Consider the following 26118-nt stretch of genomic DNA (forward strand, 5'->3'; position numbering starts at 1 on the left):
GACATCAACGACGTCAGTCTTTGAATTTACCGTCTTTCGTGATGACGGTCATATCGACAAACTTCGAGCCGTTATGATTGGATGATGAGAAATTCACATCAAATCCACCACCATCATAACTTTTCATATTGATGGTTTCTAAAGCTGCAATGAATTTTTCTCTGGTTAAATCTTGCCCGGCACGGCGCAAGCCCTCAACAAAAATCTTCGCATCAATAAACCCTTCAAGACTAGAGAAATTGAGGTCTTTGATACCTGCTTTATTCATCACCTTGGTATATTCACCCACCACCGTCGCGTTCGCACTCGACCATGGAAATGGCACAACTTGAGAAATCACCACGCCTGGGCCTTCTTTAGCGAGCGCATCTGACAAAGCCTGACTACCCACAAATGAGAGATTGTAAAACTGACCAGTATAATTTCGTTTATGCATTTCTTTAATGAAAGCTGCACACGATGTATATGCACTGACCTGTATGATGACATCAGGACGTTTTGCCATCATCTTTTCTACTGCTTTGGATACATCCGAACTATTCCGCTCAACTGTCGCCGTTTCGACAATCGGTAAATTTAATTTTTTTAAAGCGCGCTCTACACCAGAAAGACCGGCTTTACCGTAAGCATCATTCTGATAAAACACAGCGATATTTTTTAAACCAGTATTCACCAGGCGATCGACCAGATGTTCGGTTTCATCGTTGTAGCTGGCACGTACATTGAAAATCAGTTTATTAAAAGGATCTCTTAATGATTGGGCACCGCTAAACGGTGCAAAAAATGGCACTTTAGCTTTCGTAAAAATCGGCAGTGCGGCATTACTGGTAGGTGTACCTACATAACCAAACAAGGCAAAAACGTTATCGTTTTCAATCAAGTTTTTAGTGTTAGTAGCAGCAATATCCGCTTCATATTGATCGTCACGTTGTAGAATTTCTATTTTGCGTCCAAACACGCCGCCAGCGGCATTGACGTGATCAAAATACGCTTTTGCTCCGGCGTTAAGTTGTATCCCTAATTGTGCAGCGGGACCAGAAAAGGCTGCGGACTGTCCGATGATAATTTTACGCTCAGAAACGCCCGTCTCGGCATACGCCGACACTGCAACAACTGTAGAGAGAATGGTAATTATTTTTTTTAACAATGTCATATGATTCTTAAAAAGCAGGATTCATTAAGATGATTACACCGCTTCCGGCCCAGTTTCACCAGTGCGTATGCGTATCACTTGCTCGACGTTTTGTACAAAAATCTTACCGTCACCAATTTTTCCAGTGTGCGCTGCCTTGATAATGGCGTCAACTACGTGATCACAGATTTTATCGTCAACAACAACTTCAACTTTAATCTTAGGCAAAAAATCGACCACGTATTCCGCCCCGCGATACAACTCGGTATGCCCTTTTTGACGACCAAAGCCTTTTACCTCAGTCACAGTTAAGCCCGTTACGCCGACATCTGCCAAGGCCTCGCGAACCTCATCCAACTTAAACGGCTTGATAACTGCTGTAATTTGTTTCATTATTTCTCCCTTTAGTAATCTTTTAACTTTTTTAATCTCTGAATTTTGATGTTACCGGATAGCGCCAATCCCGCCCGAACGCCCGGTGCGTGATCCTTATCCCTATTGGTGCCTGGCGTCGCTTGTATTCATTAATTTTAATCAAACGCGTAATTCTTTCAACATCTTCTTCAGAGTATCCAGCGGCGACGATTTCAGCACGGGACTTATTTTCTTCCATGTACAGTTGCATGATCGCGTCTAATACTTCGTAAGGTGGCAATGAATCCTGATCAGTCTGATCAGGGCGCAATTCTGCCGATGGTGCACGTGTCAGGATACGCTCTGGAATCACATCCGACAGGCTATTGCGGTAAGCACACAAACGATACACCATGGTTTTTGCGATATCCTTAATCACCGCAAAGCCACCAGCCATATCACCATACAAGGTGCAATAACCAACTGCCATTTCACTCTTATTGCCGGTAGTCAGAACAATAGAACCGTATTTATTCGACAACGCCATCAACAGGGTGCCACGAATGCGCGCCTGGATATTTTCTTCCGTCGTATCTTCTTTCAAACCCGCAAATTCGGAACTGAGCGTTGATCGGAATGCCTCAAAACATGCTGCAATCGACAATTCATCATAGCGTACGCCTATACGCTGCACCATGTCACGCGAATCCAGCAAAGAAATGTCTGCGGTGTAGGGAGATGGCATCATCACCGCCCTCACCTTCTCCGCACCTAAGGCATCGACCGCAATTGCCAATGTTAAAGCGGAATCAACACCACCCGACAAACCTAGCAAAACGCCAGGAAAACCGTTTTTAGTCACGTAATCTCGCACTCCCAAAACCAGTGCCTTGTATATTTGTGCCTCGATAGGTTCCTCGACGGGAAGCGTTTGGGCGATCGGCTCAGCACCATTGAATTCAATGAGTTGCAACTCGGTTTCGCAATGCTTCAGCTGCGCGACCAACTCGCCAGCAGTGTTCAACACAAACGAATTACCATCAAAAATCAATTCATCCTGACCACCAACCAGATTGGCATAGACGAGGGACATGCCACTGCGGGTGACATTTGCACGCATAACCTCAATACGTTGATGTTGCTTGAGCATATGGAATGGTGAGCCATTTGGCACGAGCAGTACTTGTGCGCCAGCGTCTTTTGCCACCTGTGGTGCGTCTTTGGACCAAGTGTCTTCACAAATATTTATGCCAAATTGCACACCTTTGACATTAAATACGCAGCTTTCATGTCCTTCAGAAAAGTAGCGTACTTCGTCAAAAACCATGTCATTAGGCAATTTACGTTTAAAGTAACTGGTAACAATTACACCATTGGCTAACACTGACACCGCATTAAACCGGCGCCCCTGATCCTCAGCTGGATGTCCCACTAAAACATAAACATCCGGAAAAACCGCCAACTGCGTGGCGAGTTGATTTAAGGCATACTCTGTCTTACGGTAAAACGCCGGACGCAGTAATAAATCCTCAGGCGGATAGCCAACTAATGACAACTCTGGCGTGACGACAATGTCTGCGCCTTGTTGAGCTGCTTTACTGACGTATTCAAATATGTGGGCCGCATTTCCGGTCAGGTCTCCAACCGTACTATTCATCTGGGCGATGGCAACTTTAATGGTCATAATCGTGCAATCTGAATTGAATCAAAAATGGAATTAACATCTATAAGTCAGCATTATCGCATGGGCATCGCCACTTCTCTTTCAGAGATTGGGCGCGAACAATGGGAAACCCTTCTCAACGTGCAAACCCACCGTAATCCCTTCTTATCTTATGCCTTTCTGTCTGCACTGGAAGAATCCGGATCTGCCAGTGCAAAAACTGGCTGGCGCACTTGCTTCATTACCATTTGGGAAGCCAAAGAATTAGTCGGGGCGTATCCTGTCTATGAAAAAAGCCACTCTTACGGCGAATATGTCTTTGATTGGGCATGGGCCGACGCCTATCATCGCTATGGGCACGATTATTACCCTAAATTATTATCGGCAATTCCTTTTACGCCGGTTACCGGGTGTCGTGCTCTTGCCAGAAGCCCTCAGATACAAGCATTATTAATTGATGTATTTAAGCAGATGACAGTATCAGGCGGGTTTTCTTCTTGTCACACGCTATTCTTTCCTGAAGCTGATCTGGAATTTTACCAAAATGCGGGTTTTTTAATCAGAACCGGGGTACAGTTCCACTGGAAAAATCAAGATTACCAGTGCTTTGATGATTTTCTGGCCAGCTTAGAAGCAAAAAAACGGAAAAACATCCGCGCGGAAAGACGTAAGGTTGCTGAACAAGGCATATCTTTTTTACACATCCCAGGAACTGAAGCTACGCCTGAGGACTGGCAATTTTTCAAGCATTGCTATGACCTGACCTACCGCAACCATCACTCTACACCCTATCTGAATCTGCCCTTTTTCTTAACCATCGGCGCAGAAATGGCGGAAAACATTTTCCTGATTTTTGCCTATAAAGACGGCAACAGAATCGCCGCTTCTCTACTCATTTACGATCAACAACGACTTTACGGTCGCTATTGGGGCTGTATCGAGTCTTATCCCTGCCTGCACTTTGAGACAGCGTATTACCAAGCCATAGAACTCTGTATTGAGCAGAAAATGGCTATTTTTGAAGGTGGCGCTCAAGGAGAGCACAAAATGGCGCGTGGTTTTTTACCGGAAAAGACCTGGTCAGCACATTTATTGACACGTCCTGAATTCAGCGATGCGGTAGCACAATTTCTGAAAAGAGAGACAAACGGAGTCGAAATGTATATTGACGAGTTAAATCAACACACACCGTATAAAAAAGATCCTGAATTAAGGGACACATAGACTTGAAATTTTACAACGTTCAAGGCATCCTGATGAGATGCAAAATAATATTACAAATCCAGCATCCCAACCCTCGGCTAGCCCACTAAATAAACGGGTAGGTCGTTTTTACCTGACTGAAAAACTAGGGGTGGGTTCAAATGGCACAGTATTTCGTGGACACGATCCTGTAATTGACCGTGACGTTGCAATAAAAATCCTCAACACCATCCCCAATGCAGCTGACAGAAAGCAAAGGGAACAACAGTTCATTAATGAGGCGCGTGCAGCGGGCAGACTGTCTCACCCCAGCATCGTAACCATTTTTGATGCTTCCAGCGAAGGCGGCACGACCTTTATTGCCATGGAATTTTTGCCCGGCCAAGATCTGCGTCAGATGCTAGCAACAGGGAAAAGCTTTGATATTATAGAAACAGCAATAATTATCCAGAAAATCGCCGATGCACTGACCGTTGCACATGCCAATGGGGTCATTCACCGTGACATCAAACCGGGCAATATCTTTATCTTGCCGAATAATCATCCCAAAGTGGTTGATTTTGGCATCGCACGAGCACCAAACCGCCTGATTGATGAAAACCGCCCGGCAGACGTGACCCTGTTCAACAACAATGTTCTCGGGACGCCAAATTACATGTCACCTGAACAGGCGATGGGAAAACAAGTGACTGCGTTGACCGATGTCTACTCACTTGGTGCAGTGATGTATGAAATGCTGACTGGGCAAAAGCCATTCCAAAGCAATGACATAGATAAATTGCTTCATCAGATCGCCAATAAATCACCTAAATCGCCAAGCGAGATCAACTCTGGCATACCTGAGTCTTTATCTAAAATCGTGACAAAAGCGATGCAAAAAGATTTGACGCTGCGCTACCAAAGTACGGAAGAAATGTCGCAAGCCCTGTACCGCTTCTTGGAAAGAGACAGAAAACTCAAACAAAAAGGCGGCAGAACAAAAGCTGCACCAGAGCGCAATGAAAAAAAGAAAGAAGGAATTAACTCCCTGCTTTTGTTAAGTGGCGCCGCGGTCATCGTTGCCATTGGTGCGATTGTAATCTCAAAATTCGTTCATTGAGCGCGGGCTAATTACGCTATCAAAGTACGCAGTTACTAAATAAGAAATGATTTATTCATAAAAAAACGCGATCCATAGATCGCGTTTTTTACTGCTACATCAGAATTCTTATTCTGCGTGTTTTTTGAAGTTTTCAATACCAGCGAGGATTTCTTTTTTCGCATCTTCTGGACCGCCCCAGCCTTCAACTTTAACCCATTTGCCTTTTTCCAGATCTTTATAGTGCTCAAAGAAATGCTGGATCTGACGCAAACGCAATTCGTTCATGTCTTCTGGTTTTTGCCAGTGTGTGTAAATAGGCAAAATTTTATCGACAGGAACAGCCAATACTTTCGCATCTTCACCGCCTTCGTCTGTCATGTTCAGCACGCCGATAGGACGGCAACGAACAACAACACCAGGAATCAATGGGAATGGTGTAATCACCAACACGTCCACAGGATCACCATCACCAGCGATAGTTTGAGGCACATAACCATAGTTGCATGGGTAATGCATTGCTGTACCCATAAAACGGTCAACAAAAATCGCACCAGATTCTTTATCAACTTCGTATTTGATCGGATCGGCATTCATTGGGATTTCAATAATGACATTAAAATCATTAGGTACATCGCGACCTGCGGAAACTTTATTCAAGCTCATGTTACTCTTTCTCAGTAAATTTCAAGAAGTGCCAATTTTGTTTATGCGAGATTATATCGACTTTTTTGCAGAATTGTGCATTGCAAAACAAGAACTGGTCAGAATTAAGACTTCGGCAATGTTGCCGAAAAGATGATTCCAACAAGCAAGATGTGGTTTCAGAACCAACTGAAACCACACAAAACGGTTTATCGAAAAGATTTATAGCGTAGTGGCAATTGCACATTGACGGTAATGATACGCCGCCTCGGTTTCCTGACCTATCGCTTCGTGCAACTGTGCCAGCTTCAGATTTGCTTCGCGCACAGTGACGGCAGACACGGCATCAGATAACGCCTGCTCCATGTGACGTTGCGCCTTGCCCCATAATTTTTGACGCAAGCACAAAACACCAAGCGTCAGTGCAAGCTCTGGATCTGTCGGATGCTCGTTAGTCCATTTTTCGCAATGATCAATTTGCGAAAGTAAAGCCGCAGAACCTTCCGACGCGGCAGCATCACGGTATGCTCTCAACAAACGATCATCCCACTCTTCCGCCAAGGCCTTTTCAACGATACCACGTGCATCATCAAACAAACCACGGGCATTGAAGGCAACCGCCGCCTGATAAGCGACAAACGCGGATATCCTGTCATTAGCGGGAATGCCATACCAAACACGACGGATGGACTCAGCATCATGCCCATGATCCTTCAACAGATCTTCGTAGGCCAATTCTTTTAAGCGAGTAGAAAGCGTCGGATGCAAGGCGTGGTGCTTATCCAAAGTACGAACCAGCTTCAATACTTCAGGCCATTTACGTGCTTGCTGATTGGCTTTCAATGCCCAGCGTAATACCTGGATATGACGACTACCGTTCAAATGCAACTCACGTACAGCCTCCAGCGCTTTTTCGGATTGATGCTGATCGACCAGCAATTCCGTCGATGTGACGAGACGTGCCACTTTGTAAGTTTGATCAAATTCTATCCCTGACAACCACGCATCACGTCGTTCAAATTGACTCATGTGGTGGGCCGCACGCGCACCAATTAACGCAGCAACCCCAACGTTCTCTGGCAACTCGGAAGCACGGATCGCCGCTTTTTCAGCATAGCCAAAACGCCCTTCAAACAAAGTCTTGAGTGCTTCACGCAACGCCTTATTGCCATCGCGCTCGCGCTTACCCTGACGATAAGCCGCCACTTTTTTAGGCATTTTTCTGGCAGTTACGATTGCACCCATAATGAAATAGATGACGACGAATAGCACCAGCAGTGAAAACAAAAACAGATTTAAGGATAAATCTATCCTGTAAGGCGGAAAAAACAGAACCACGTTTCCAGGATTAAACCGCGCACCAATTGCCAGGCCAACAGCGAGCGCAAACAGAATAAGAAGCCGGATAAAAATTCTCATACTCTTAAGGCTTCACTTTGTAGTTACGTACTGCATTCAGACTCTCAGACAAACTTGGCATTTCTATCGACAAGTTACTTCCCTGGACCTGCACCAACAAGGCCTGCACCGTCTGCGTTTGTTTTGCGCGAGTATCAAAATATTTCGCGACCGCATCCTGAGCCGCATTAATATCGCTGCGGAATACGGTTTCATTTCGCGACAACAAGGCAAGACGCGCATTTAAAAGACGCAGTTTTAAATTTTCACGAGCGAAATAAGACTGCGTTGGTGTCAACAACAAGGCATCCGGCGTCTCTACATTACGGATCCGTACGAGCTGCTTGACCTCGCCCCACATCTCGCTAGAAAAACTCTGCCACGCATCTTGCATACGCATCGACCAGGTTACATCGCCGACATCCTCGTCAGAGTTAGCAACAGATTTAGCTGATTTACCTGACTTATCCGTTTTATCCGAACCATGCGCATTCTGAGATTTTGACAATACCCTCAGAGGCGCTTTTGGTGGCGTCGCCGTTACTACCGATTTCTCGTCCACCCATAGCGGCATACGATCCACTTGTGCAATCACACTATCTAAACGCAGCGCGATACCTGGCAAATCCAATGAAGGTAAAGCCTTGAGCTTCTCAATATCTTTTGCAATTGCCCGACGAATCGTGATGAATTGTGGTTTGTCCGATTTTGCCAGACGGCTATCTGCATTTTGCAACGCGATCAAGGCACCAGGTACGTTACCAGCCAATTGCAATTGTTGGCTAGCAGTCGATAGTACTTGCTCAATTTCTGCCAAAGCCCATTCGTCACGATTTTTTGATAAATCCTGGTATAACTGTTCCAACGCCAATTGCTGGCTTTGCGCCTCAGACTGCTTACCTTCGAGCAAAATGACTTTGGTCTGGATTTCTTTTGTCGTCTCCTGGACGTTTTTCGCCAGAATTTTGGTTTCACTGCTAGTCGTATCAGCTGACAACAGGCGCCGTGCAACCTCTTCGCGTAATGCACTAATCTGATTTTGTGAAGACCACCAGTTGGCAGCCAGAAGAACCGCCAGAACGCCGGACAGCAGATAAGCTGGTTGGGTCCAATTGGCCTCTTTGACGACAACTTGCACAGGAGTAGCTGCAGTCTGCATAGCAGGCTGTCCAGCGCTTGATGTAGGCGCAGTGGCGCCAGAATTTATTTGCTGTTCATTCATACGTGAGATTGTAACGCGACCAGCACATTTTCGTCGCCTGATGCTGTCAAAGTGATGAAATGAAACCCCATCTGTTGCGCAACTTCTGCAATACGAGCATGAGGAACGATAATAGTTTGATGTTGCAGTTTTGCCACGATTTTACTTATTTCAAGCTGAACACACCAGTTCATCAAGGTTCTTAGTGCTTCAGAACTCGTGACGACCCACTGATGATCAGCCTCCAGCAAATGGATTAATTCGGCTTTCTTTTGATCATCGAATTCAGGTGCGCATCTCTGATACGCCGATAACAATATCACTTCTGCGCCGAACGACCTTAAAGCATCAGATAAAAAATCCCGCCCGTCAGTTCCGCGCACGATCAACACTTTTTTACCCGCGAGTGATGCCACATCCAAAACTTCCAGCAAGGTTTCCGAGTCAGTCTTCAGTCGATTGGCCGGACTAATGATGCTTGCATTTTGCTCAGTGAGCCCATGTTGTGACAACGCGAGACGACTTCCCGCCCCCATCACTGCAATCGGAACATCAATTGGCCAGGTAATCACATGCTGAAAAAAAGCATCAATTGCATTCGGACTGACAAAGACGACCAACGCAAATTCAGCCAATTCATGAACTGCTTTACGAATCAGCGTTTGATCTGACAGACTATGAATGTCAATCAACGGAAATAAAACCGACTCTCTGCCGATTTGATTCACTTTAACAGCAAAATCCCTGGCTTGCGCTAACGGCCTGGTGATGATGACCTTTTTCGCCTGCATCGGGTGCCCAATTATTCCTGCGCCTGTGCTTTACACACAGCCAAAATGCCTTCCGCATCCTGTGCAGATAATGCTTCTGCCGCCTTAAGCGCGAGCGCTATACCTTGTTTGGCTTCACCTGTAATTTCAGTATGGGCGACGCGCGTACCGTCAGGGGTCGCCACCATCGCACGCAAATGCATATTGTCGCCATCGACGACAGCGAATGCAGCCAAAGGAATCTGACAACTACCACCAAACACCTTAGACACAGTACGTTCAGCGTGAACTGCCTGCGCCGTTGCCTGATGATTTAAAGGTGCCAACCAAGCCGCCAACTCCGGGCGATTGCCAGGGATTTCAATAGCCATAGCACCTTGCCCGGCAGCTGGTAAGCTTTGTTCAGGCTCAAGATAAGCGCGAATACGTTGCGGCAAACCCAAACGCTTAAGACCAGCTGCAGCCAGAATAATGGCAGCATATTCACCCTCATCTAGCTTACGCAAACGGGTATCGAGATTACCGCGCAAAGGTTTGATCACCAGATGCGGGAAGCGAGCCGAAATCAGAGCTTGTCTGCGCAAACTACTAGTACCCACTACCGCACCATGCGGCAGAGTGTCTAGAGAAGCATAATCGTTCGACACAAACGCATCGCGCGGATCTTCACGTTCCAATACGGCTGCCAACGCAAAACCCTCTGGCAAATCCATGGGCACGTCTTTGAGCGAGTGCACTGCCAGATCTGCCGCACCATCGGCCATCGCGACTTCTAATTCTTTGACAAATAAGCCCTTACCACCAACTTTAGATAGAGCACGGTCCAAAATTTGATCGCCGCGTGTCGTCATCCCCAGGATTTCAATCACACAGTCAGGATACAAAGCGGCCAGACGATCCCGAACATGTTCCGCCTGCCACATAGCAAGACGGCTTTCGCGTGAGGCAATAATCAATTTTTGGGGAGCAACGGCAGTCAAAATATAACTCTTTCTATTTACGTAAATGGCAACACTGTGCCTGACCATCAGATTGGCACTCATTTTACCATTCCAGATTCATGATTCTATCGACAAGACGCGGTAAAATTCACAGACTTTTTGAGGAATCTCTTCAAACTTGACACATATTCTTTAGTAACGGCATCATAGTGTCTTATTTAGACGCAGATTTTCAAGATGCCGCCAAAATTGCGCGGCATTTTTTTACGCATGAAAGCAATGGACCCTCTATGCAAGCAAGCACCCCGGAAAACAAAAACCACCTGATATTGACAGGTGACCGTCCAACTGGCCCGCTCCACTTAGGTCACTTTGTTGGCAGCCTTCGCAATCGCGTCAAATACCAGCACCAATACCAACAGTACATCATGCTGGCTGATGCTCAAGCTTTGACTGACAACATGGACGATCCGGCCAAAGTTCATAACAACGTTCTGGAAGTTGCCCTCGATTATCTGGCGGTCGGTATCGATCCTGCCAAATCGACGATTTTTATTCAATCGCAAATTCCTGAACTGACAGAACTGACGTTTTATTACTTGAATTTGGTGTCAGTTGCGCGTCTGGAGCGCAATCCGACCATCAAACAAGAAATCATCTTAAGAAATTTTGAGCGCGATATTCCAGCTGGCTTTTTGACTTACCCGGTCAGCCAGGCAGCGGATATCACCGCTTTTAAGGCGAGTTTGGTACCCGTCGGTGAAGATCAGATCCCGATGATAGAACAAACCAATGAGATCGTGCGCCGCTTTAATCGCCTTGTGAACAAGGATATTCTGGTGGAATGCCAGGCATTGGTGCCAGAAATTGGTCGTTTGCCAGGTATCGATGGCAAAGCCAAAATGAGCAAATCATTGGGCAACAGCATCAATCTTGGTGCCAGCGCAGCCGAAATCAAAGCGGCAGTGAAGAATGTCTACACTGACCCATTGCATTTGCGTGTTGCCGATCCTGGCCACCTGGAAGGCAACGTCGCCTTTATCTACCTCGACGCATTTGATCAGGACAAAGAAGGCTTGCAAGCCATGAAAGACCATTATGTGCGCGGCGGTCTCGGCGATAGCGTCGTCAAAGCACGACTGGAAGGCGTATTGCACGACCTGATCACACCAATCCGCGAACGCAGAGAAGAGTTCGCTAAAGACCGCGGTCAGGTTTTACAAATGCTGAAAGAAGGCACGCGTAAAGCACGCGAAATCGCGGCACAAACCACGGATGAAGTAAAAGCGGCGATTGGTTTGAAACATTTTTAAACCGACACTGTAATTTCAAATAAAACAACTCTTGCCTCAAACGAACGCCATTTTGGTATCGTTTGAGGCAAAATTTTTTCTACGGTTTATTTTTCATCGCACAGCAAGGATCATGATATGAAGAAAGCAGATTACCATCTCAGCCTCCCTGCTGCCCGAGCGTTGCATTTGCATGCCCAACAACTGCTTAGTAGTCCAAAAAAAGAGACTAACAAACAAGATGTTCTGCGCTGCATACGCGACATGCACGCACTTCAAATCGACACCATCAACGTGGTTGCGCGCAGCCCCTATCTCGTACTTTGGAGCCGTCTGGGCAATTACCAGTCTGAGTGGCTAGATGAGCTTCTCTCAGAAGGAAAATTATTCGAATACTGGTCGCACGAAGCTTGCTTTTTACCCATTGAAGATTTTGGGCATTATCGTCGCCAGATGTTGAATCCAGAAAACTTAGGCTGGAAATTTAATCATCAATGGCTGGCTTCACATGCAGACGAAATACAAAAACTACATCAGCACATTGCCAAACACGGTGCAGTACGCTCGATCGATTTTGAGCGACCAGAAAGCGAGGCAAATAAAGCCAAAGGATGGTGGGGCTGGAAACCAGAAAAACGTTCTTTGGAAGTCCTCTTTACCAGCGGTAAACTGATGGTGGCACGGCGTCATCACTTTCAGCGCTTTTACGATCTGACTGAACGGGTACATGCATCCTGGAATGATGAACTTCACCTACCAGAACCTCAGGAAAGTGAACGCCATAAAGTGTTAAATGCAGTCAAAGCCTTAGGCATAGCCAAAGCAAGCTGGGTCGCTGATTATTTTCGAATGAAAAAAATCTCTATAGACTGCCACCCTGAGACACTGGCGCAAAAAGGTGAATTAATCAAAGCTCAAATCGCCGGCTGGGATCAAACAATTTATGTGCACCCAAACCACTTAGCCGCGTTAGAACTCGCCGCCGACAACAAGCTAAAAACCTCCAACGTGCGCCTCTTATCACCCTTCGACCCGGTCGTCTGGGATCGAAAACGCGCCTCAGAGTTATTCGACTTTAAATACCGCTTAGAATGCTACACACCAGCCGAAAAACGCCAATACGGCTATTTCTGTCTCCCCATCCTGCGTCACGGTAAACTCATAGGTCGCATCGATGCTAAAGCCCATCGACAAACAAAGATCATGGAAATCAAATCCCTGCATCTGGAACCGGAAACACGCGTCAGCGCCGCTTTATTGCAAGACCTGGCGAACGTGTTAAATAAATTTGCGAAGTGGCATCAGTGCGAGCGTATTAGTATCACCACCGCACCAACAGCCGCGATCAAAAAACAGTTAATTGCTTTGTTTAGTTAATTGCTTTGTTTGATGAGTGAATTCAAAGCACTTTTTAGCCACATTAGTTTGGCACAAATCCAGAGTTGATGGATTACATCGACCCTGAAGACAAAACATTTGTTCTTTATCAAACAGACACTAAACTGAATAGCGCATGATGACCTCATCAAGACCACGCTATTTTGAAAGGACATTGTATGTACACCAAAATTCTCCTACCAACGGACGGCTCGGAACTGGCGAATGCCACCATTCATGCCGGGATTGAATTTGCCAAACAAATCAACGCAAAAGTGGTTGCCGTATTCGTTGCCAGCAACTACCAATATCCAATTTATATCGACATTATTCCACCCAATACGCCAACAGAAGAAGAATACCAAGCTGCAATGCGCAATTTTGGTCAAACCTATTTAGAACCTGCCAAAGAGGCAGCGAAACAAGCAGGAATCGCTTTTGAAAGCATCGTGCAATTCAACGATTCCCCTGCAAAAGAAATCGTCCACACTGCAAAACTCTATGGTTGCGATTTGATTTTCATGGGATCTCACGGACGCAGCGGCGTAGGCAACTTATTATTAGGCAGTACAACCACCAAAGTTCTGTCTTTATGCTGCATTCCTGTGCTGGTACACAGAACGAAAGTTCATTGAAATTGGCGCAAGGAGCCCTACTGCTGCCTTAGATTAACAAAACAACGAAGACGCGGCATCAACCATTGCGAGCAGCCATCACTCTGCCGCGAAATTTGACGCCGTCCTCCAAATTGGAATTTTTACCACGATACGCATACGACAGTCGGTCTTGTACAGTACAATAGTAAAAGCCTTGCAGCCTTGCAATGAAACTTTACTTAGTACCAATTCAATGATTCGTATTCTGATTGCCGATGACCACACCATCATGCGCGAAGGCTTAAAACGCATTCTTGATGGCAATGATGACATTCAAGTTGTAGCGGAAGCAGTCGATGGCTTTGATACCTTAGAAAAGGTCAGAAGCGTAACTTTTGACGTTTTATTGATGGATTTGTCTATGCCAGGTCGCAGCGGTGTTGATTTAATCCGCCAGATCAAAGATGAATTCCCTAAGCTGCCGATTTTAATCTTAACCATGCATGAGGAAGAGCAATATGCTGTGCGCGCTATTCGTGCTGGTGCACGTGGTTATCTGACCAAAGAGAGCGCTGGAACACAATTGGTGACAGCTTTACGTAAAGTAGCATCCGGTCGCCCCTATATCAGCATTGAAGTCGCCGAGCAATTAGCGATGAATGCCATGCCCGCCGACGATAATCTGCCGCACATCAGCCTATCAGACCGTGAATTTGAAGTATTCTGCCATCTTGCCAAAGGCAAAACCATTACCGAAATTGGCGATTTACTTCATCTCAGCGTTAAAACTGTCAGCACACACAAAATGCGGATCATGCAAAAAATGAACATGAATAATATGTCTGATCTGGTTCAATATGCAGTTGCCCACCACCTGCTGACGCCAAACGCCTGACCCCTGTTCCACCCCGTTACTCTGCATTTTTCCATCGAGGCAAAGGCTACACGCCCGACGCCTCAGCATTTTCTCCCAGAAAACGCCACATTTTGTAGGAAAACTCCTACAACGACCGCTTTAAATCCGATAGATCAAATCAGCAACCCCTGATTTAAATCAATACACCGATTCAGCATAATGAACACATGCAAACAAAGCGGTGTTCAACATCAACAGCATCATGAATTTATTTATTGTCGAAGACTCTGTACTGATTCAGAACCGGCTTATCCGGTTCGTTGAAGAAGTACCAGGAATCCATGTCATCGGCGTGTCTGGCGATGTTGAATCCGCACTTGAGAGAGTCATCAATACCGACACTGACGCCATTATTTTGGATCTCCAACTCGGCGAAGGTAATGGATTGCAGTTACTCAAAAACATCAAGCAAAAAAAACCTGAAGTAAAAGTTGTCGTTTTAACCAACCACTCCACTGAAGATAATCGCGAACATGCAATGCGCGCCGGTGCTGATGGTTTTTTAGATAAATCGACTGACTTTCAGTTAATACCAGGATTTTTGAACCGTTGGCAAGCACCGAATTTTTCGAATCAACATATTTAATATTTTAAATCTTACCCTCTGGAGACTCACATGACTACAGCAGCGCTTTCATCCCGCCCATCAAGCTTGAGCAACCAAGCAAGCAAGGCGATCCTGTCTGCTAACATCAATGAAGCTGGCTGGCGCTGCCACGGCAATTTATGGTCAAACTTGCGTGAAGTGTGTGATTTACTGCACATTGCAGCGCCTGTGAGCTCTGTTGAAGAGGAGGTTTTGTTTCAACATGTTCGCTTTAAAGCAGGTCAACGAATCCACACTATCGGTCAAAGCTTTGACACGCTGTACATCGTCAATTCTGGCTTTTTGAAAACGGTGCTGATTGATGAATACGGCAATGAACAAGTGTTGAGCTTCCCTATGAAAGGTGATTTACTCGGTATCGACGGCATTCATAACCAACACCACGCTTCGGAAGCAGTGGCTCTTTCTGACTGCGATATCATTTTGTTGCCTTACAAGATTTTTACTGCCTTGGGACACACTTATGCGGAATTGGAACATGCAATGTTCAGCGTCATGAGCCGTGAACTGGTGCGCGAACAATTGATGATCGGTATGTTGAGCGCCCTGAGCGCAGAAGCCAAGGTTGCTCGCTTTTTGACTAATCTGGGCGATCGCTTCAGCCAATTGGGTTACTCCGGTCGCTCTTTCAATTTGCGTATGACACGTCATGAAATTGGCAGTTACCTCGGATTAACACTAGAAACCGTGAGCCGCACTTTGTCTGCTTTCAATGAAATGGGCTTAATCAGCGTCGAACAACGTGAAATTTGCCTGCTCGACCCAGCGACACTCAAAACGCTGCGTCGCCTGCCACCAACAAAAGCACGCAGCAAAGTCAGCGAAAAAGTTTCCACCCTGGTCAGCAAAAAACTCATGCCACAATGGAGCGCGGACGCTGCAGTCGCGGCCTGAATTTGATTCAGTCAACGTATTGCAAAAAAGACGTATCAAAGTATTGTCGATAGGTTCATAATCATCTGCGGGGCATGTATGGTGCCATGAGGCACAGCCCTGCTTTATATCCAGGAGCAACTCATGTCATACAAAACCATACTTGTCCACGTAGATGAATCTGATCGCTCTAGCCTGAGAGTGAAATTTGCTGCTGAAATCGCATGCACAGAAGACGCACACCTGATTGGTACAGCTGTTACTGGTGTATCGCGCTTTATTTACCAGGATGGCAACATCAGTGCCAGCGACCCTAACCTGACTATCCATTTGAATTTTCTGCGTGAGCGCGCAGAAAAAGCAATCGACGAATTCAATAAAATGGTGGATCACATCGGCGTCCGCTCATACGAGTCATCAATTGCCAATGATGAAGCTGGCGGCGGTATCGGTTTGCAAGCCAGGTATAGCGATCTGGTGATCGTAGGCCAAACAAATCGCGATGAACCATCACCTTCAGTGTTGCCAGATTTTCCTGAATACATCGTCATGAATTCTGGTCGACCAGCATTAATCATTCCGTATGCAGGTGACTTTCACTCAGTCGCAAAACGCCCATTAATTTCATGGGATGCCAGCCGCGAAGCGACCAGAGCAGTGACGGATGCAATTCCCTTACTCAAAAAAGCTGATTTAGTACAGGTTGCTATTTTCAATACAAAATCGACACCAGATGCACATGGCGAGCAACCTGGCGCCGATATTGCACTGTACCTGGCAAGACACGGTATCAAAGTTGAGGTATCGGTCCATAAAACGTCTACTGATATCGGAAATGCTCTACTCTCTTTAGCGCATGATCTGGACAGCGATATGATCGTGATGGGCGGTTATGGCCATTCGCGCTTCAGAGAAATGATTATGGGCGGCGTCACCAGAACGATATTGGAAAGTATGACGGTACCAGTCTTCATGTCGCACTAAAAGAATAGGTGTTGCAAACTCTGGCGACAACGAATCGCCATAACATTGCAGCATCATTGAAAGGGTACTCCATGCGGTGGGTACCCTTTTTTGCGTTGAATCAAGTTCAATGATAAGCAGAAATTTTGTCATCGTTTGCCGTTAAAATACATACATCACTTCACCAAATTAAAATGTGCATGTCCTTGTCGACTACAAACCCTACCCATCGAATATTGCTGGCACGCTGGCTGGTTGCAGCCTTCTTCCTCATTTCATGTCTTTTCTGGGCTAACCAAGCACTATTATCGACGTTCAGACTAGCTCAACCACTTCCACTACATACCTTTTTAGAAACGGTCACGATCGTTATATTCGCTTCAGTCTTTATTGTTTGCTGGAATGCGTTTGGTGAATCGAGAAAAAAAAGTAGCACTATTTTGGCAATCGCGTTTTTATGCACTGCGATACTCGGCTTTTTTCATTCCGTTAGCTTTCAAGGAATGCCTGGCTTTGAAACAGCCGTCGACATGCATAAATCGCTAAGCTTCTGGCTAGCATCACGCACTTTAATTGCAATAACCCTACTGGGACTGGCTTTAGACCCTACTGATTCTGATGTCAGCAAGAAGCAGTCGTATTCTATTTTATTCATTGGCACGATCTGCACGATATTGCTTGCGGTCGTTATTTTTAACGCACCGCACTTAGTGCCACTCACATTCAGCGCAACAGCCGGGCAAACCACCTTCAAAATCGCTTATGAAATGGGTCTGGTAGCAGTCAATACACTGACCGCGTTTTTATTCTATCAACATGCAGTTCGCTTTCAATCAGACAAAACTGCTGAGCACTTGCATATAGAACGTGCGCCATTATTTTTTGCCAGTGCTTTAATGGCGATGTCGGAAGTCTATTTCTCACTGTATTCATCGACCAGTGATATCGATATTGCAATTGGCCACACATTTCAATTGTTCGCGGCAATTGCCATCTACCGCAGTATGGTCGCAGTGAATATCCATACTCCATATTCTGCATTAGCCGAAACAACCGAAAGCCTGGTCAGCTCTAGTAATGAATTAACTCTGCAACGAGAACGTCTCAGCCGCATGATCGATACGGCAATTGACGGCATCATCACCGTAGATGAACAGCAAATTATCATCCTCGCTAATCCTGCCGCTGCCGCGATTTTTGGCTATCAGGCAGATAGTCTGATCGGTGCGCCACTAGACAACTTAATTCCTATGCGCCATCGTCATAGCCATGGCAATCATATGCGCGAATTTGGCGAAGCCGGTACAACACGACGCAAAATGGGAACGCATTATGAAGACTTTTATGTCACCGGCTGCAAAGCGGACGGCAATGAATTTCCGATCGAGGCATCGATTGCCCATCAATTAGAAAATGGTAAGCGTTATTACACCGTCATTTTCCGCGACATTACTGATCGCAAAATTGCCAGAGAAAAAATGGCAGCCTACCACACGCAATTGAGCCAGCTATCGAATACGCTACAAACCATACGTGAAGAAGAACGCAAGCATATTGCGCGCGAGTTACATGACGATCTAGGGCAACTGTTAGCAGCCTTACGCATGGATCTCTCTTTACTGCAAAGAGATCGTCAGCTCATAGAAAACAATCAACAAACCATGAAGAGCATGGATCAACTGATCTTAAGCGCGATCACAACGCTGCGCCGTATTGCAACCGATCTGCGACCACGGGCGCTAGATGAAGGTGGATTATTTTTTGCCTTAAAGACCTTACAAAAAGATTTTTCCCAACGGCATAAGATTGAATGTGAACTGGTTGCCGATGAAAAACATTTAATCCTGGACGATGACCGTAGTACGGCGATTTACCGCATTATCCAGGAGTCGCTGACCAATGTTGCGCGCCACGCAGAAGCAAACTATGTACAAATCGAATTTCATCATTCCAGTGACAAATTAAGTTTTACTATCAGCGATAACGGCAAAGGGATTGATGATCAAGACATGCAAAAAACGCAATCCTTCGGTTTAGTTGGCATGCGCGAGCGCGTCAAGGCGATGCACGGAGAATTTCATGTTGTTAGCAATAATATAGAAGGAACAACATTGAAAATCACATTACCTTTAGAACAGGAAACCTAAACTCAGCTCGGGTTCATTATCATTCGGTCAAGACAATCTCTTACCTTAAACACCATTGATTCTGCAGCGACGCTTGTGGTAACTTGAATTCCCCCCGTCTCGACCTGCTATTACAAAAAAATGGGCGCAATACTGAAAGAAACGGTATATGCTTCCCGTTAGCAAACAACGTGTTCACCCTGTCTGCAGGAGTTTATTATGTCAATTTCATCATTAAGCAGTGGCTTATCAGGCTTAATCGCCAACAGCACAGCACTCGACAGTTCGGCAAATAATATCGCCAATGCAAGCACTAATGGATACACACCTGAAGTCGCTAATTTCCAACAAGGAACCACGGGTGGTGTGAGTGTCAATATCAGCAAAGCGGGTGCTGCCGCCTCTGCCAATTCTAATGCCGATGCTAATGCGTCTAGCGGGACTGATTTGACCACGGAAACCGTTAATTCTATCCAATACAAAGCTGGTTTTGACTTGAATGCCCAGGTAGTAAAAACTGCCGATCAGGTTTTGGGGACATTACTAAACATCAAGGCCTGAAGCTCAGTCTGAAATTTTTATTCATTCGAAAGGCGACCTCTATCACGTCGCTGGCATTACGCATAAAAAGGCAGGCATCTGCTTCATATCAAAATACCACAAGCCTATCAAGCCTAAACCTATCAAACTCACCCCACCCGCATTTCTTAGCCAGGCGGGGGCTTTACGCTCACTGGCAAAGGCAAAAATACCCTGACTCAGCAACAGATGCGGCAAGGCACTTAGCCCGAACAAAAGCATCAACATTGCACCTGCAAACCAATCCCCCGACAAAAGTGCGAAAGGGATCACGCTGTAGAGCAAACCACATGGCAAACAGCCCCAAACCATGCCTGTCAAAAAAGGAAAACGCACGCCGCTTTTAAGTGCAGGCATACGTTCAAAGAGCTTTTGCTGGAATTGAGCGAATATCTTGCTTAGCCATGCAAAATGCAAATTAAATCCCAAAACCCTTAGACCCAGCGCCAGCAAAGCGAGATTGCCGAAGATAAATAAGATTTGATGCACCAGCAAATAAGGGCCAAACACCAATCCGGCACTGCCGAGACCGCCGAACATGGCGCCGATCAACATATACGTTGTCAACCGTCCAGACTGCAATAGCATTTGAAAATACAATGATGACCGTGTGCTGTCAGATACTTTGCTTCGCTTGTGGATCGAAGCGATATTAATTGGAATGATTTTAGTCTGACGAATAGCAGCCTTGCTTAACAAGGTCGAAATTCCACCACACATTCCTATACAGTGTACGCCTCCAGCAATACCGGCGGTTAAAGCTGCAAGTGCCAGAGGCAGGGTCAGCATAATTAAATCAGGCGCGAATATTTGGCCGCAGTCTGTTTTGCCAGATAACCGTCAAACGCCATGCCAAAAGCACGCACAAACAATCGCCCTTTCGGTAACACACGGATACCAGTGTCAGTCATCCCTACGAGGCCTTCCAATGCGTAAGCCCCCATCGTCTGCAATTCGTTGGCAAAATAATCGCGGAAAGAAATACCGTACTGATTCTCTACAGAGTCAAAATCAACGCCAGTGCTGCACATCATATCCATAATGATCTGGCGACGCATCAGATCATCTTGATTCAGATCGAAGCCTTTTTCGACTGGCAGCATGTCCCGATCAAGACACGCGTAATATTCGTCCAGAGTTCGCAAATTTTGCACATAAGAATTGCCCACCTTGCCAATGGCGGATAAGCCAAGAGCAATCAGATCACAATCAGAACGCGTGGTGTAGCCTTGGAAATTTCTGTGCAAACTACCATCCAAAGTTGCTTTTGCCAGACTGTCATCGGGTTTTGCAAAATGATCAAGACCAATATACACATAGCCTTCCGCCAGCAAGCGACGCAAGGACATCAGGAAAATTTCCAGACGTTGCTCCGCGCTCGGCAAATCCGCCTCCGCAATCCGACGCTGAGGTTTAAAGCGGGTCGGTAAATGCGCGTAGTTGTATAAGGCAATACGATCTGGCGATAAACTAATAACCTGATCGAGCGTCTTGGAAAAACTCTCAAGAGATTGCTTAGGCAGACCATAAATCAAATCGAAATTGATAGACTCAAAGCCAAAACGACGACTCTCGCTGATGGTATGTGCCACCATGTCAAACGCTTGAATTCTGTGCACCGCTTTTTGCACCTCAGGATCAAAATCCTGCACGCCAAGACTGGTGCGGTTAAAGCCAATTTCTTGCAGTATTTGCAAACTCTCTGAAGTAACAGTACGCGGATCAATTTCAATCGAGATCTCGGCGTCGTTGGTAAAATCAAAGTGCTGACGTAACATCGCCATCAGTTGACGCATTTCATCATGACTCAAAAATGTCGGCGTACCGCCACCCAGGTGCAATTGGCTCAGACTTTCACGCTGTGACAAATGCTGAGTGACCAGTTTTAATTCTTTTTCCAGATACGTCAGATATATTGCTGAGCGACTACGATCTTTGGTGATCACCTTATTGCACGCGCAGTAATAGCAAAGCGAAGCGCAAAATGGGATATGGATGTACAAAGAAAGCGGCGGCTTGTCGGATAAACCGTCACGCTCTTTCAGATAAGAAACGTACGAATCAGCATTGAATTCCGCATGAAACCGGTCAGCGGTTGGATACGAAGTGTATCTCGGACCGAAAGAATCAAAACGGCGAATTAATTCTTCTGGTATTTCTATCGCTGGGAAAATAGCTGATTCATGCATATTCATAAGTTTTGGTTCGATTCTAGTGAGCTTTTTGTACGAGTAAGGCAGTCAATCCACTAGAAAGAATTCCGAGCAACCAAAATGCAAAAAAGCCTATCGTATACACGCCTGAAATATGCATTTGCAGACGCTCATCCAACACGATAAGCTCCATCGGATCAACGAGACTAAAAAACAATCCTGTCGCAGCGCACGCCATTAAAAATGCTGGCCATAGCACTATCATCAACATCGGTCGCAAATGCGCTTTGCGGTGTTCAGAAATAGCATGTTCCAATCTCGTCCCCTTCTAGTGATTATATTTAGGACTCGCGCCAAACGATCCAGACGGTCCACGACCATTCAGGGATCACTATTCACAAGCCCTCAGACAACAAATCTTAGGGAAGCGCTACAATTATGACGCTTTTAGCTGCGCAACCTTTTGCTCTGGCTCAAACCAATCGCCTGTTAATCTCCAGTCAGAGGCTTCCAACTTGAGATGAAACAATTTAACAGAACTGGAAGAAATATTCGAGATCAGTTTTGAGTCGCCCTCATACACGCCCGGACTGACCTGCGTCATCGGCAAACGGCGTATGATTTCTGACACAGACATGCCATCATTTGCTGCATGAGCAATGCTTAATTGCAGAGAAGAAGGAAACTCTCCCTTGCCACTTAGTTGCATGCGTATTTTACTGTTGGCAGCATCGAAATTCAGCGTCGCGCTCAATTGCATTGCTCTGGCTTTGGCGTCGCGCTGGATATCTTTATCAATCGTCAAACCTTGCTTGTAATAATCTTCTGCGACGACTTTATCGGAGCCCATAAATGCAATGGCACCTGTAAAAATACTCGCGCAAACAACCACGGCAGGACCACCAACCACCAGGAGCAACCATGGCTCTTTATACCATTTATCTTTTTTCTTCGGAATCAGAACGGCGTCCATTACTTCTCCTAACGTGGAACTAAAAATACTGCTTTTTCTATCACTTTAACATCTGGCGCATCCAGATCTTTAATCTCAAACCGGATGCGGTTGGAACCTGGCTGCAATGTATTAGCTGGCACCCTGACCCGGATCGGCACCGCGGTCGCATTCGCCGACTTAACTTCGACGACAGGGTTATTCAGGATAGTTGCCCCCGGCAACCCGATAATCTCAACACTATATCTGCGCGCTGATTCCTGGGTGTTCATTACCTGCAAACGATAGACGTTTTCGATCGCTCCCATTTCAGTAATCTTAGGCATAGTGCGGTCACGGATAACATCGACTTTTAACGGTATATGATTAAACAAAGATACTGCAGTCGCCAAAATAATCAGCGCTAAAATTCCAGAATAAATCAAAGTACGGAGGCGGAAAACACGCGCCCACATTGCTTTTTGATCTAATTTTCGCGTCAAAGCGTGTTCAGTCGTGTAACGAATCAAGCCAGGCTCGTAGCCCATCTTATCCATGACCTGATCACAACCATCAATACACAAACCACATGCAATACATTCATATTGCAAGCCATTACGGATATCAATACCGGTAGGGCAAACTTGAACACAAATACCGCAATCAACACAAGAACCAAGTCCTTTGGCTTTGAAGTCGACTTTTTTATTACGTGATCCGCGTGGCTCGCCACGTGCTGTGTCATACGTCACAATCAGCGTATCTTTATCGAACATCGCACTTTGGAATCGCGCATACGGGCACATGTATTTACAGACTTGTTCACGCAACCAGCCGGCATTACCGTAGGTCGCAAAGCCATAAAATAAGAGCCAGAATATTTCCCATGGGCCGAGTGTAAAACTAAAAATTTCACTCGCTAATTGTCTGATCGGGGTGAAATAGCCAACAAAGGTAAAGCCAGTCCACAGGCCTATCATAAGCCAGATGAAATGCTTGATAAATTTGAGAGAAAACTTGTGTACAGTCAGAGGTCCTGCATCGAGTTTGATACGCGCATTCCTGTCGCCCTCAACCTTGCTCTCCACCCATAAAAAGATTTCGGTGTAGACCGTTTGCGGACACGCATAACCACAAAATAACCGCCCGGCGATTGCCGTAAATAGAAAAAGGGATAGCGCAGAAATGACCAGCAATACTGCCAGATAGATAAAATCCTGAGGCCAGAAAACAAAGCCAAAAATATAAAATTTACGTGCAACCAAATCAAATAATACTGCCTGCCTGTCATTCCAACCAAGCCAGACAGTGCCGTAAAACAATAATTGAGTCAAAGCCACCATTACCCAGCGCCGGGAGGCAAACCAACCTTTCTGCGAACGTGGATAAATCTTCTTACGTTCTTCAAATAAGGCTAACTCTGCCTCTTCAATTGGTACTGGAGTAATGGGGATATGCTTCATTGTTTGCTTCTTTATTTAATAAAACTTACTTCACAACATTGCTTGCATCAGGCGTCGCCGCAGTAGCAGTAATTTGCCTCAGGGCATTCGTATCCGCATCTGACACACTTGCTGCATTGCCAGTATTCGACAAACTCCAGACATAAGCTGCTAACAAATGAATTTTTCCTGGTGTCAGGATACTCTTATGTGCTGGCATCTGATTGTTACGGCCTTTGTTAATGGTTTCCATGATGGTATTGATATCGCCACCATATAACCAAATCTTATCAGTCAGGTTAGGCGCACCAACCATCTGATTACCCTTACCATCAGCGCCATGACATGCAGCACAAGCAGCAAATTTTGGCTTACCAATCGCTGCTTTGATCGGGTCATGTGCAGAATTGGAGAGACTCAGCACGTAGTTAGCAACATTACGTACATCATCATCTGTACCGACCACAGCACCCATTGGTGGCATGATGCCGTGGCGACCTTCTGTGATAGTCAATTCTATCGTTTTAGGATCACCACCATACAGCCAATCATTATCTGTCAGGTTTGGATAACCTTTACCACCCTGTGCGTCAGAACCGTGGCATTGAGCACAATTATTCAGGAACAAACGCTGACCAATTTCATGCGCCTGAGGATCACGAGCTACATCTTTAATATCCATCGCTAAAAATTTATTAAAGATAGGACCGTATTGCGCCTCGCCGTCCTTCATTTCTTTCTCATAGGCCCCTACCTGACTCCATCCCAAGGTACCCTGACGAGCACCGAAACCAGGGTAAATAATCAGATAAACCACGCTAAATGCGATCGTCAGATAGAACAACCATTTCCACCATTGTGGCAATGGATTATTCTGCTCCATTAAGTCACCATCCCATACGTGACCTGTGGTTTCTGCAGGCAAAGGTTTTCCGTCAGCACCCACTTTGACTTTGACCTTGGACTGCGACCACAACAACACGACGCAGGCAACCATACTTATGGCAACAACGATGGAAATCCCTATTCCCCACCATTCACTAAAGAAATCAGCCATGACTATTTCCCATCCTCATTTTCAATTGGCAACCGAGCCATTTTTTCGAAACGCTCCTTGTTACCGGAGCTGAACGCCCAGTAGACGATGCCCAGAAATACAAACAGGCTAATCACCGTCACCACACTGCTCAGGATCGTGAAATTCATAATTTTCCCCTTCTCAAAAAGTGATAACCCAAGGAAGCACTTTTCTTAATTTTTGTTTTTAATTGCAGTTCCCAGAACTTGCAGATAGGCAATCAGCGCATCCAGTTCTGTCTTGCTCTCGAGTTCAGCCGGACCTGCAGCAATTTCTTCATCGGTGTATGGAACACCTAAAGTTTTCATTGCTTTCAACTTCGGCACGATATCTGCAGGAACCAGCTGCGTTTTGCCCAACCATGGGTAGGCTGGCATATTAGATTCAATGACAACGGAACGTGGATCTGTTAAGTGATCACGGTGCCAGTTGTCACTGTAACGACCGCCAACGCGTGCCAGATCCGGACCAGTACGCTTACTACCCCATTGGAATGGATGGTCATAAACAGATTCACCTGCGACCGAATAATGGCCATAACGCTCGGTTTCAGCACGGAATGGGCGAATCATTTGAGAGTGGCAGCCATAGCAACCTTCTCTCAGATAAATATCGCGGCCTGCCAATTGCAGCGGCGTGTAAGGTTTGAGGCCTTGCACTGGCTGCGTGGTCGTTTTCTGAAAAAACAGCGGAACGATTTCCACCAAACCACCGACACTGATCGTCAAAATCACCAGTATCAGCATCAGGCCGACGTTACGCTCAATCAGATCATGAGTAAAATTACGCATCAAACTTCT

At 45.8% G+C, this 26118-nt stretch carries 27 protein-coding genes; 11 read left to right on the top strand and 16 right to left on the bottom strand.

The window, feature by feature from the left end; all coding sequences use genetic code 11:
• Positions 1-13: 13 nt before the first annotated feature.
• The 3 genes from ACO0KY_RS08140 to ACO0KY_RS08150 are packed head-to-tail and all read right to left on the bottom strand — an operon-like array spanning position 14 to position 3170.
• Entirely contained in the window at positions 14-1153 is a 1140-nt protein-coding gene (locus tag ACO0KY_RS08140) for an ABC transporter substrate-binding protein (RefSeq protein ID WP_423045189.1), read from the bottom strand.
• A 33-nt stretch (positions 1154-1186) separates the two neighbouring features.
• Positions 1187-1525: a P-II family nitrogen regulator gene (locus ACO0KY_RS08145; protein WP_186914080.1), complete on the bottom strand. Its 339-nt coding sequence runs from the start codon at positions 1523-1525 to the stop codon at positions 1187-1189.
• 31 nt (positions 1526-1556) lie between these two features.
• The gene (locus ACO0KY_RS08150) at positions 1557-3170 is read right to left on the bottom strand and encodes an NAD+ synthase (RefSeq protein ID WP_423045190.1); all 1614 of its coding nucleotides are present in this window, start codon (positions 3168-3170) and stop codon (positions 1557-1559) included.
• 27 nt (positions 3171-3197) lie between these two features.
• Between ACO0KY_RS08150 and ACO0KY_RS08155 the strand changes: the two genes are divergently transcribed.
• Positions 3198-4373, top strand: coding sequence for a GNAT family N-acetyltransferase (locus tag ACO0KY_RS08155; RefSeq protein WP_423045191.1), 1176 nt, complete (start codon positions 3198-3200; stop codon positions 4371-4373).
• A gap of 37 nt (positions 4374-4410) precedes the next feature.
• Positions 4411-5451 carry a serine/threonine protein kinase gene (locus ACO0KY_RS08160; protein ID WP_423045192.1) on the top strand — a complete coding sequence of 347 codons (1041 nt, stop codon included), beginning with the start codon at positions 4411-4413 and terminating at the stop codon, positions 5449-5451.
• Between the two features lie 108 nt (positions 5452-5559).
• On the opposite strand, the gene ppa is transcribed toward ACO0KY_RS08160, so the two are convergent.
• The 5 genes from ppa to hemC all read right to left on the bottom strand — a co-directional run bounded on the left by ppa (position 5560) and on the right by hemC (position 10367).
• Complete coding sequence (ppa, locus tag ACO0KY_RS08165; RefSeq protein WP_186914083.1) at positions 5560-6096, bottom strand: inorganic diphosphatase; 537 nt, start codon at positions 6094-6096, stop codon at positions 5560-5562.
• 201 nt (positions 6097-6297) lie between these two features.
• Positions 6298-7494, bottom strand: a complete 1197-nt coding sequence (locus ACO0KY_RS08170; RefSeq protein ID WP_423045193.1) for a heme biosynthesis protein HemY — start codon at positions 7492-7494, stop codon at positions 6298-6300.
• Positions 7495-7498: 4 nt separating this feature from the next.
• Positions 7499-8695, bottom strand: a complete 1197-nt coding sequence (locus ACO0KY_RS08175) for a uroporphyrinogen-III C-methyltransferase (RefSeq protein ID WP_423045194.1) — start codon at positions 8693-8695, stop codon at positions 7499-7501.
• Entirely contained in the window at positions 8692-9465 is a 774-nt protein-coding gene (locus ACO0KY_RS08180) for a uroporphyrinogen-III synthase (protein ID WP_423045195.1), read from the bottom strand. Before ACO0KY_RS08180 ends, ACO0KY_RS08175 begins: the two co-directional genes overlap by 4 nt.
• An 11-nt stretch (positions 9466-9476) precedes the next feature.
• On the bottom strand, positions 9477-10367 hold the full coding sequence (gene hemC / locus ACO0KY_RS08185; RefSeq protein ID WP_423045310.1) for a hydroxymethylbilane synthase: 891 nt from the start codon (positions 10365-10367) through the stop codon (positions 9477-9479).
• Positions 10368-10675: 308 nt separating this feature from the next.
• Here hemC and trpS point away from each other — a divergent pair, with 308 nt between their 5' ends.
• From trpS to ACO0KY_RS08230, 9 genes are all read left to right on the top strand, one after another.
• Positions 10676-11698 (top strand): tryptophan--tRNA ligase, encoded by a 1023-nt coding sequence (gene trpS / locus ACO0KY_RS08190; RefSeq protein ID WP_422991576.1) that lies wholly within the window; start codon positions 10676-10678, stop codon positions 11696-11698.
• A 117-nt stretch (positions 11699-11815) separates the two neighbouring features.
• Complete coding sequence (locus ACO0KY_RS08195) at positions 11816-13054, top strand: winged helix-turn-helix domain-containing protein (RefSeq protein WP_423045196.1); 1239 nt, start codon at positions 11816-11818, stop codon at positions 13052-13054.
• A 179-nt stretch (positions 13055-13233) separates the two neighbouring features.
• Positions 13234-13689, top strand: a complete 456-nt coding sequence (locus ACO0KY_RS08200) for a universal stress protein (RefSeq protein WP_423045197.1) — start codon at positions 13234-13236, stop codon at positions 13687-13689.
• Between the two features lie 214 nt (positions 13690-13903).
• Entirely contained in the window at positions 13904-14545 is a 642-nt protein-coding gene (locus ACO0KY_RS08205; protein ID WP_186914090.1) for a response regulator, read from the top strand.
• A 223-nt stretch (positions 14546-14768) separates the two neighbouring features.
• Positions 14769-15152 carry a response regulator gene (locus tag ACO0KY_RS08210; RefSeq protein ID WP_423045198.1) on the top strand — a complete coding sequence of 128 codons (384 nt, stop codon included), beginning with the start codon at positions 14769-14771 and terminating at the stop codon, positions 15150-15152.
• A 30-nt stretch (positions 15153-15182) separates the two neighbouring features.
• Positions 15183-16067 carry a helix-turn-helix domain-containing protein gene (locus tag ACO0KY_RS08215; protein ID WP_423045199.1) on the top strand — a complete coding sequence of 295 codons (885 nt, stop codon included), beginning with the start codon at positions 15183-15185 and terminating at the stop codon, positions 16065-16067.
• Positions 16068-16190: 123 nt separating this feature from the next.
• Complete coding sequence (locus ACO0KY_RS08220) at positions 16191-17030, top strand: universal stress protein (protein ID WP_186914093.1); 840 nt, start codon at positions 16191-16193, stop codon at positions 17028-17030.
• A gap of 179 nt (positions 17031-17209) precedes the next feature.
• Positions 17210-19156 carry an MASE3 domain-containing protein gene (locus ACO0KY_RS08225; protein WP_423045200.1) on the top strand — a complete coding sequence of 649 codons (1947 nt, stop codon included), beginning with the start codon at positions 17210-17212 and terminating at the stop codon, positions 19154-19156.
• Positions 19157-19354: 198 nt separating this feature from the next.
• Positions 19355-19696: a flagellar basal body rod C-terminal domain-containing protein gene (locus ACO0KY_RS08230; RefSeq protein ID WP_423045201.1), complete on the top strand. Its 342-nt coding sequence runs from the start codon at positions 19355-19357 to the stop codon at positions 19694-19696.
• A 42-nt stretch (positions 19697-19738) separates the two neighbouring features.
• Here ACO0KY_RS08230 and ACO0KY_RS08235 read toward each other — a convergent pair whose 3' ends face one another.
• From ACO0KY_RS08235 to ccoO, 8 genes are all read right to left on the bottom strand, one after another.
• Positions 19739-20503, bottom strand: coding sequence for a sulfite exporter TauE/SafE family protein (locus ACO0KY_RS08235; protein WP_423045202.1), 765 nt, complete (start codon positions 20501-20503; stop codon positions 19739-19741).
• Between the two features lie 2 nt (positions 20504-20505).
• Positions 20506-21909, bottom strand: coding sequence for an oxygen-independent coproporphyrinogen III oxidase (gene hemN / locus ACO0KY_RS08240; RefSeq protein WP_186914097.1), 1404 nt, complete (start codon positions 21907-21909; stop codon positions 20506-20508).
• A gap of 16 nt (positions 21910-21925) precedes the next feature.
• Positions 21926-22183, bottom strand: coding sequence for a hypothetical protein (locus tag ACO0KY_RS08245; RefSeq protein WP_246447492.1), 258 nt, complete (start codon positions 22181-22183; stop codon positions 21926-21928).
• Between the two features lie 120 nt (positions 22184-22303).
• Positions 22304-22840: a FixH family protein gene (locus ACO0KY_RS08250; protein ID WP_186914098.1), complete on the bottom strand. Its 537-nt coding sequence runs from the start codon at positions 22838-22840 to the stop codon at positions 22304-22306.
• Positions 22841-22848: 8 nt separating this feature from the next.
• Complete coding sequence (gene ccoG / locus ACO0KY_RS08255) at positions 22849-24261, bottom strand: cytochrome c oxidase accessory protein CcoG (RefSeq protein ID WP_423045203.1); 1413 nt, start codon at positions 24259-24261, stop codon at positions 22849-22851.
• Between the two features lie 25 nt (positions 24262-24286).
• Complete coding sequence (gene ccoP / locus ACO0KY_RS08260; protein WP_423045204.1) at positions 24287-25297, bottom strand: cytochrome-c oxidase, cbb3-type subunit III; 1011 nt, start codon at positions 25295-25297, stop codon at positions 24287-24289.
• 2 nt (positions 25298-25299) lie between these two features.
• Positions 25300-25446 (bottom strand): cbb3-type cytochrome oxidase subunit 3, encoded by a 147-nt coding sequence (locus ACO0KY_RS08265; protein WP_186914101.1) that lies wholly within the window; start codon positions 25444-25446, stop codon positions 25300-25302.
• Between the two features lie 45 nt (positions 25447-25491).
• On the bottom strand, positions 25492-26109 hold the full coding sequence (gene ccoO / locus ACO0KY_RS08270; RefSeq protein WP_186914102.1) for a cytochrome-c oxidase, cbb3-type subunit II: 618 nt from the start codon (positions 26107-26109) through the stop codon (positions 25492-25494).
• Positions 26110-26118: the final 9 nt, after the last annotated feature.

Origin of the sequence: Undibacterium sp. Dicai25W, assembly GCF_049340505.1 — a bacterium.
In the GTDB taxonomy this organism is placed as follows: Bacteria; Pseudomonadota; Gammaproteobacteria; order Burkholderiales; family Burkholderiaceae_D; genus Undibacterium; species Undibacterium jejuense.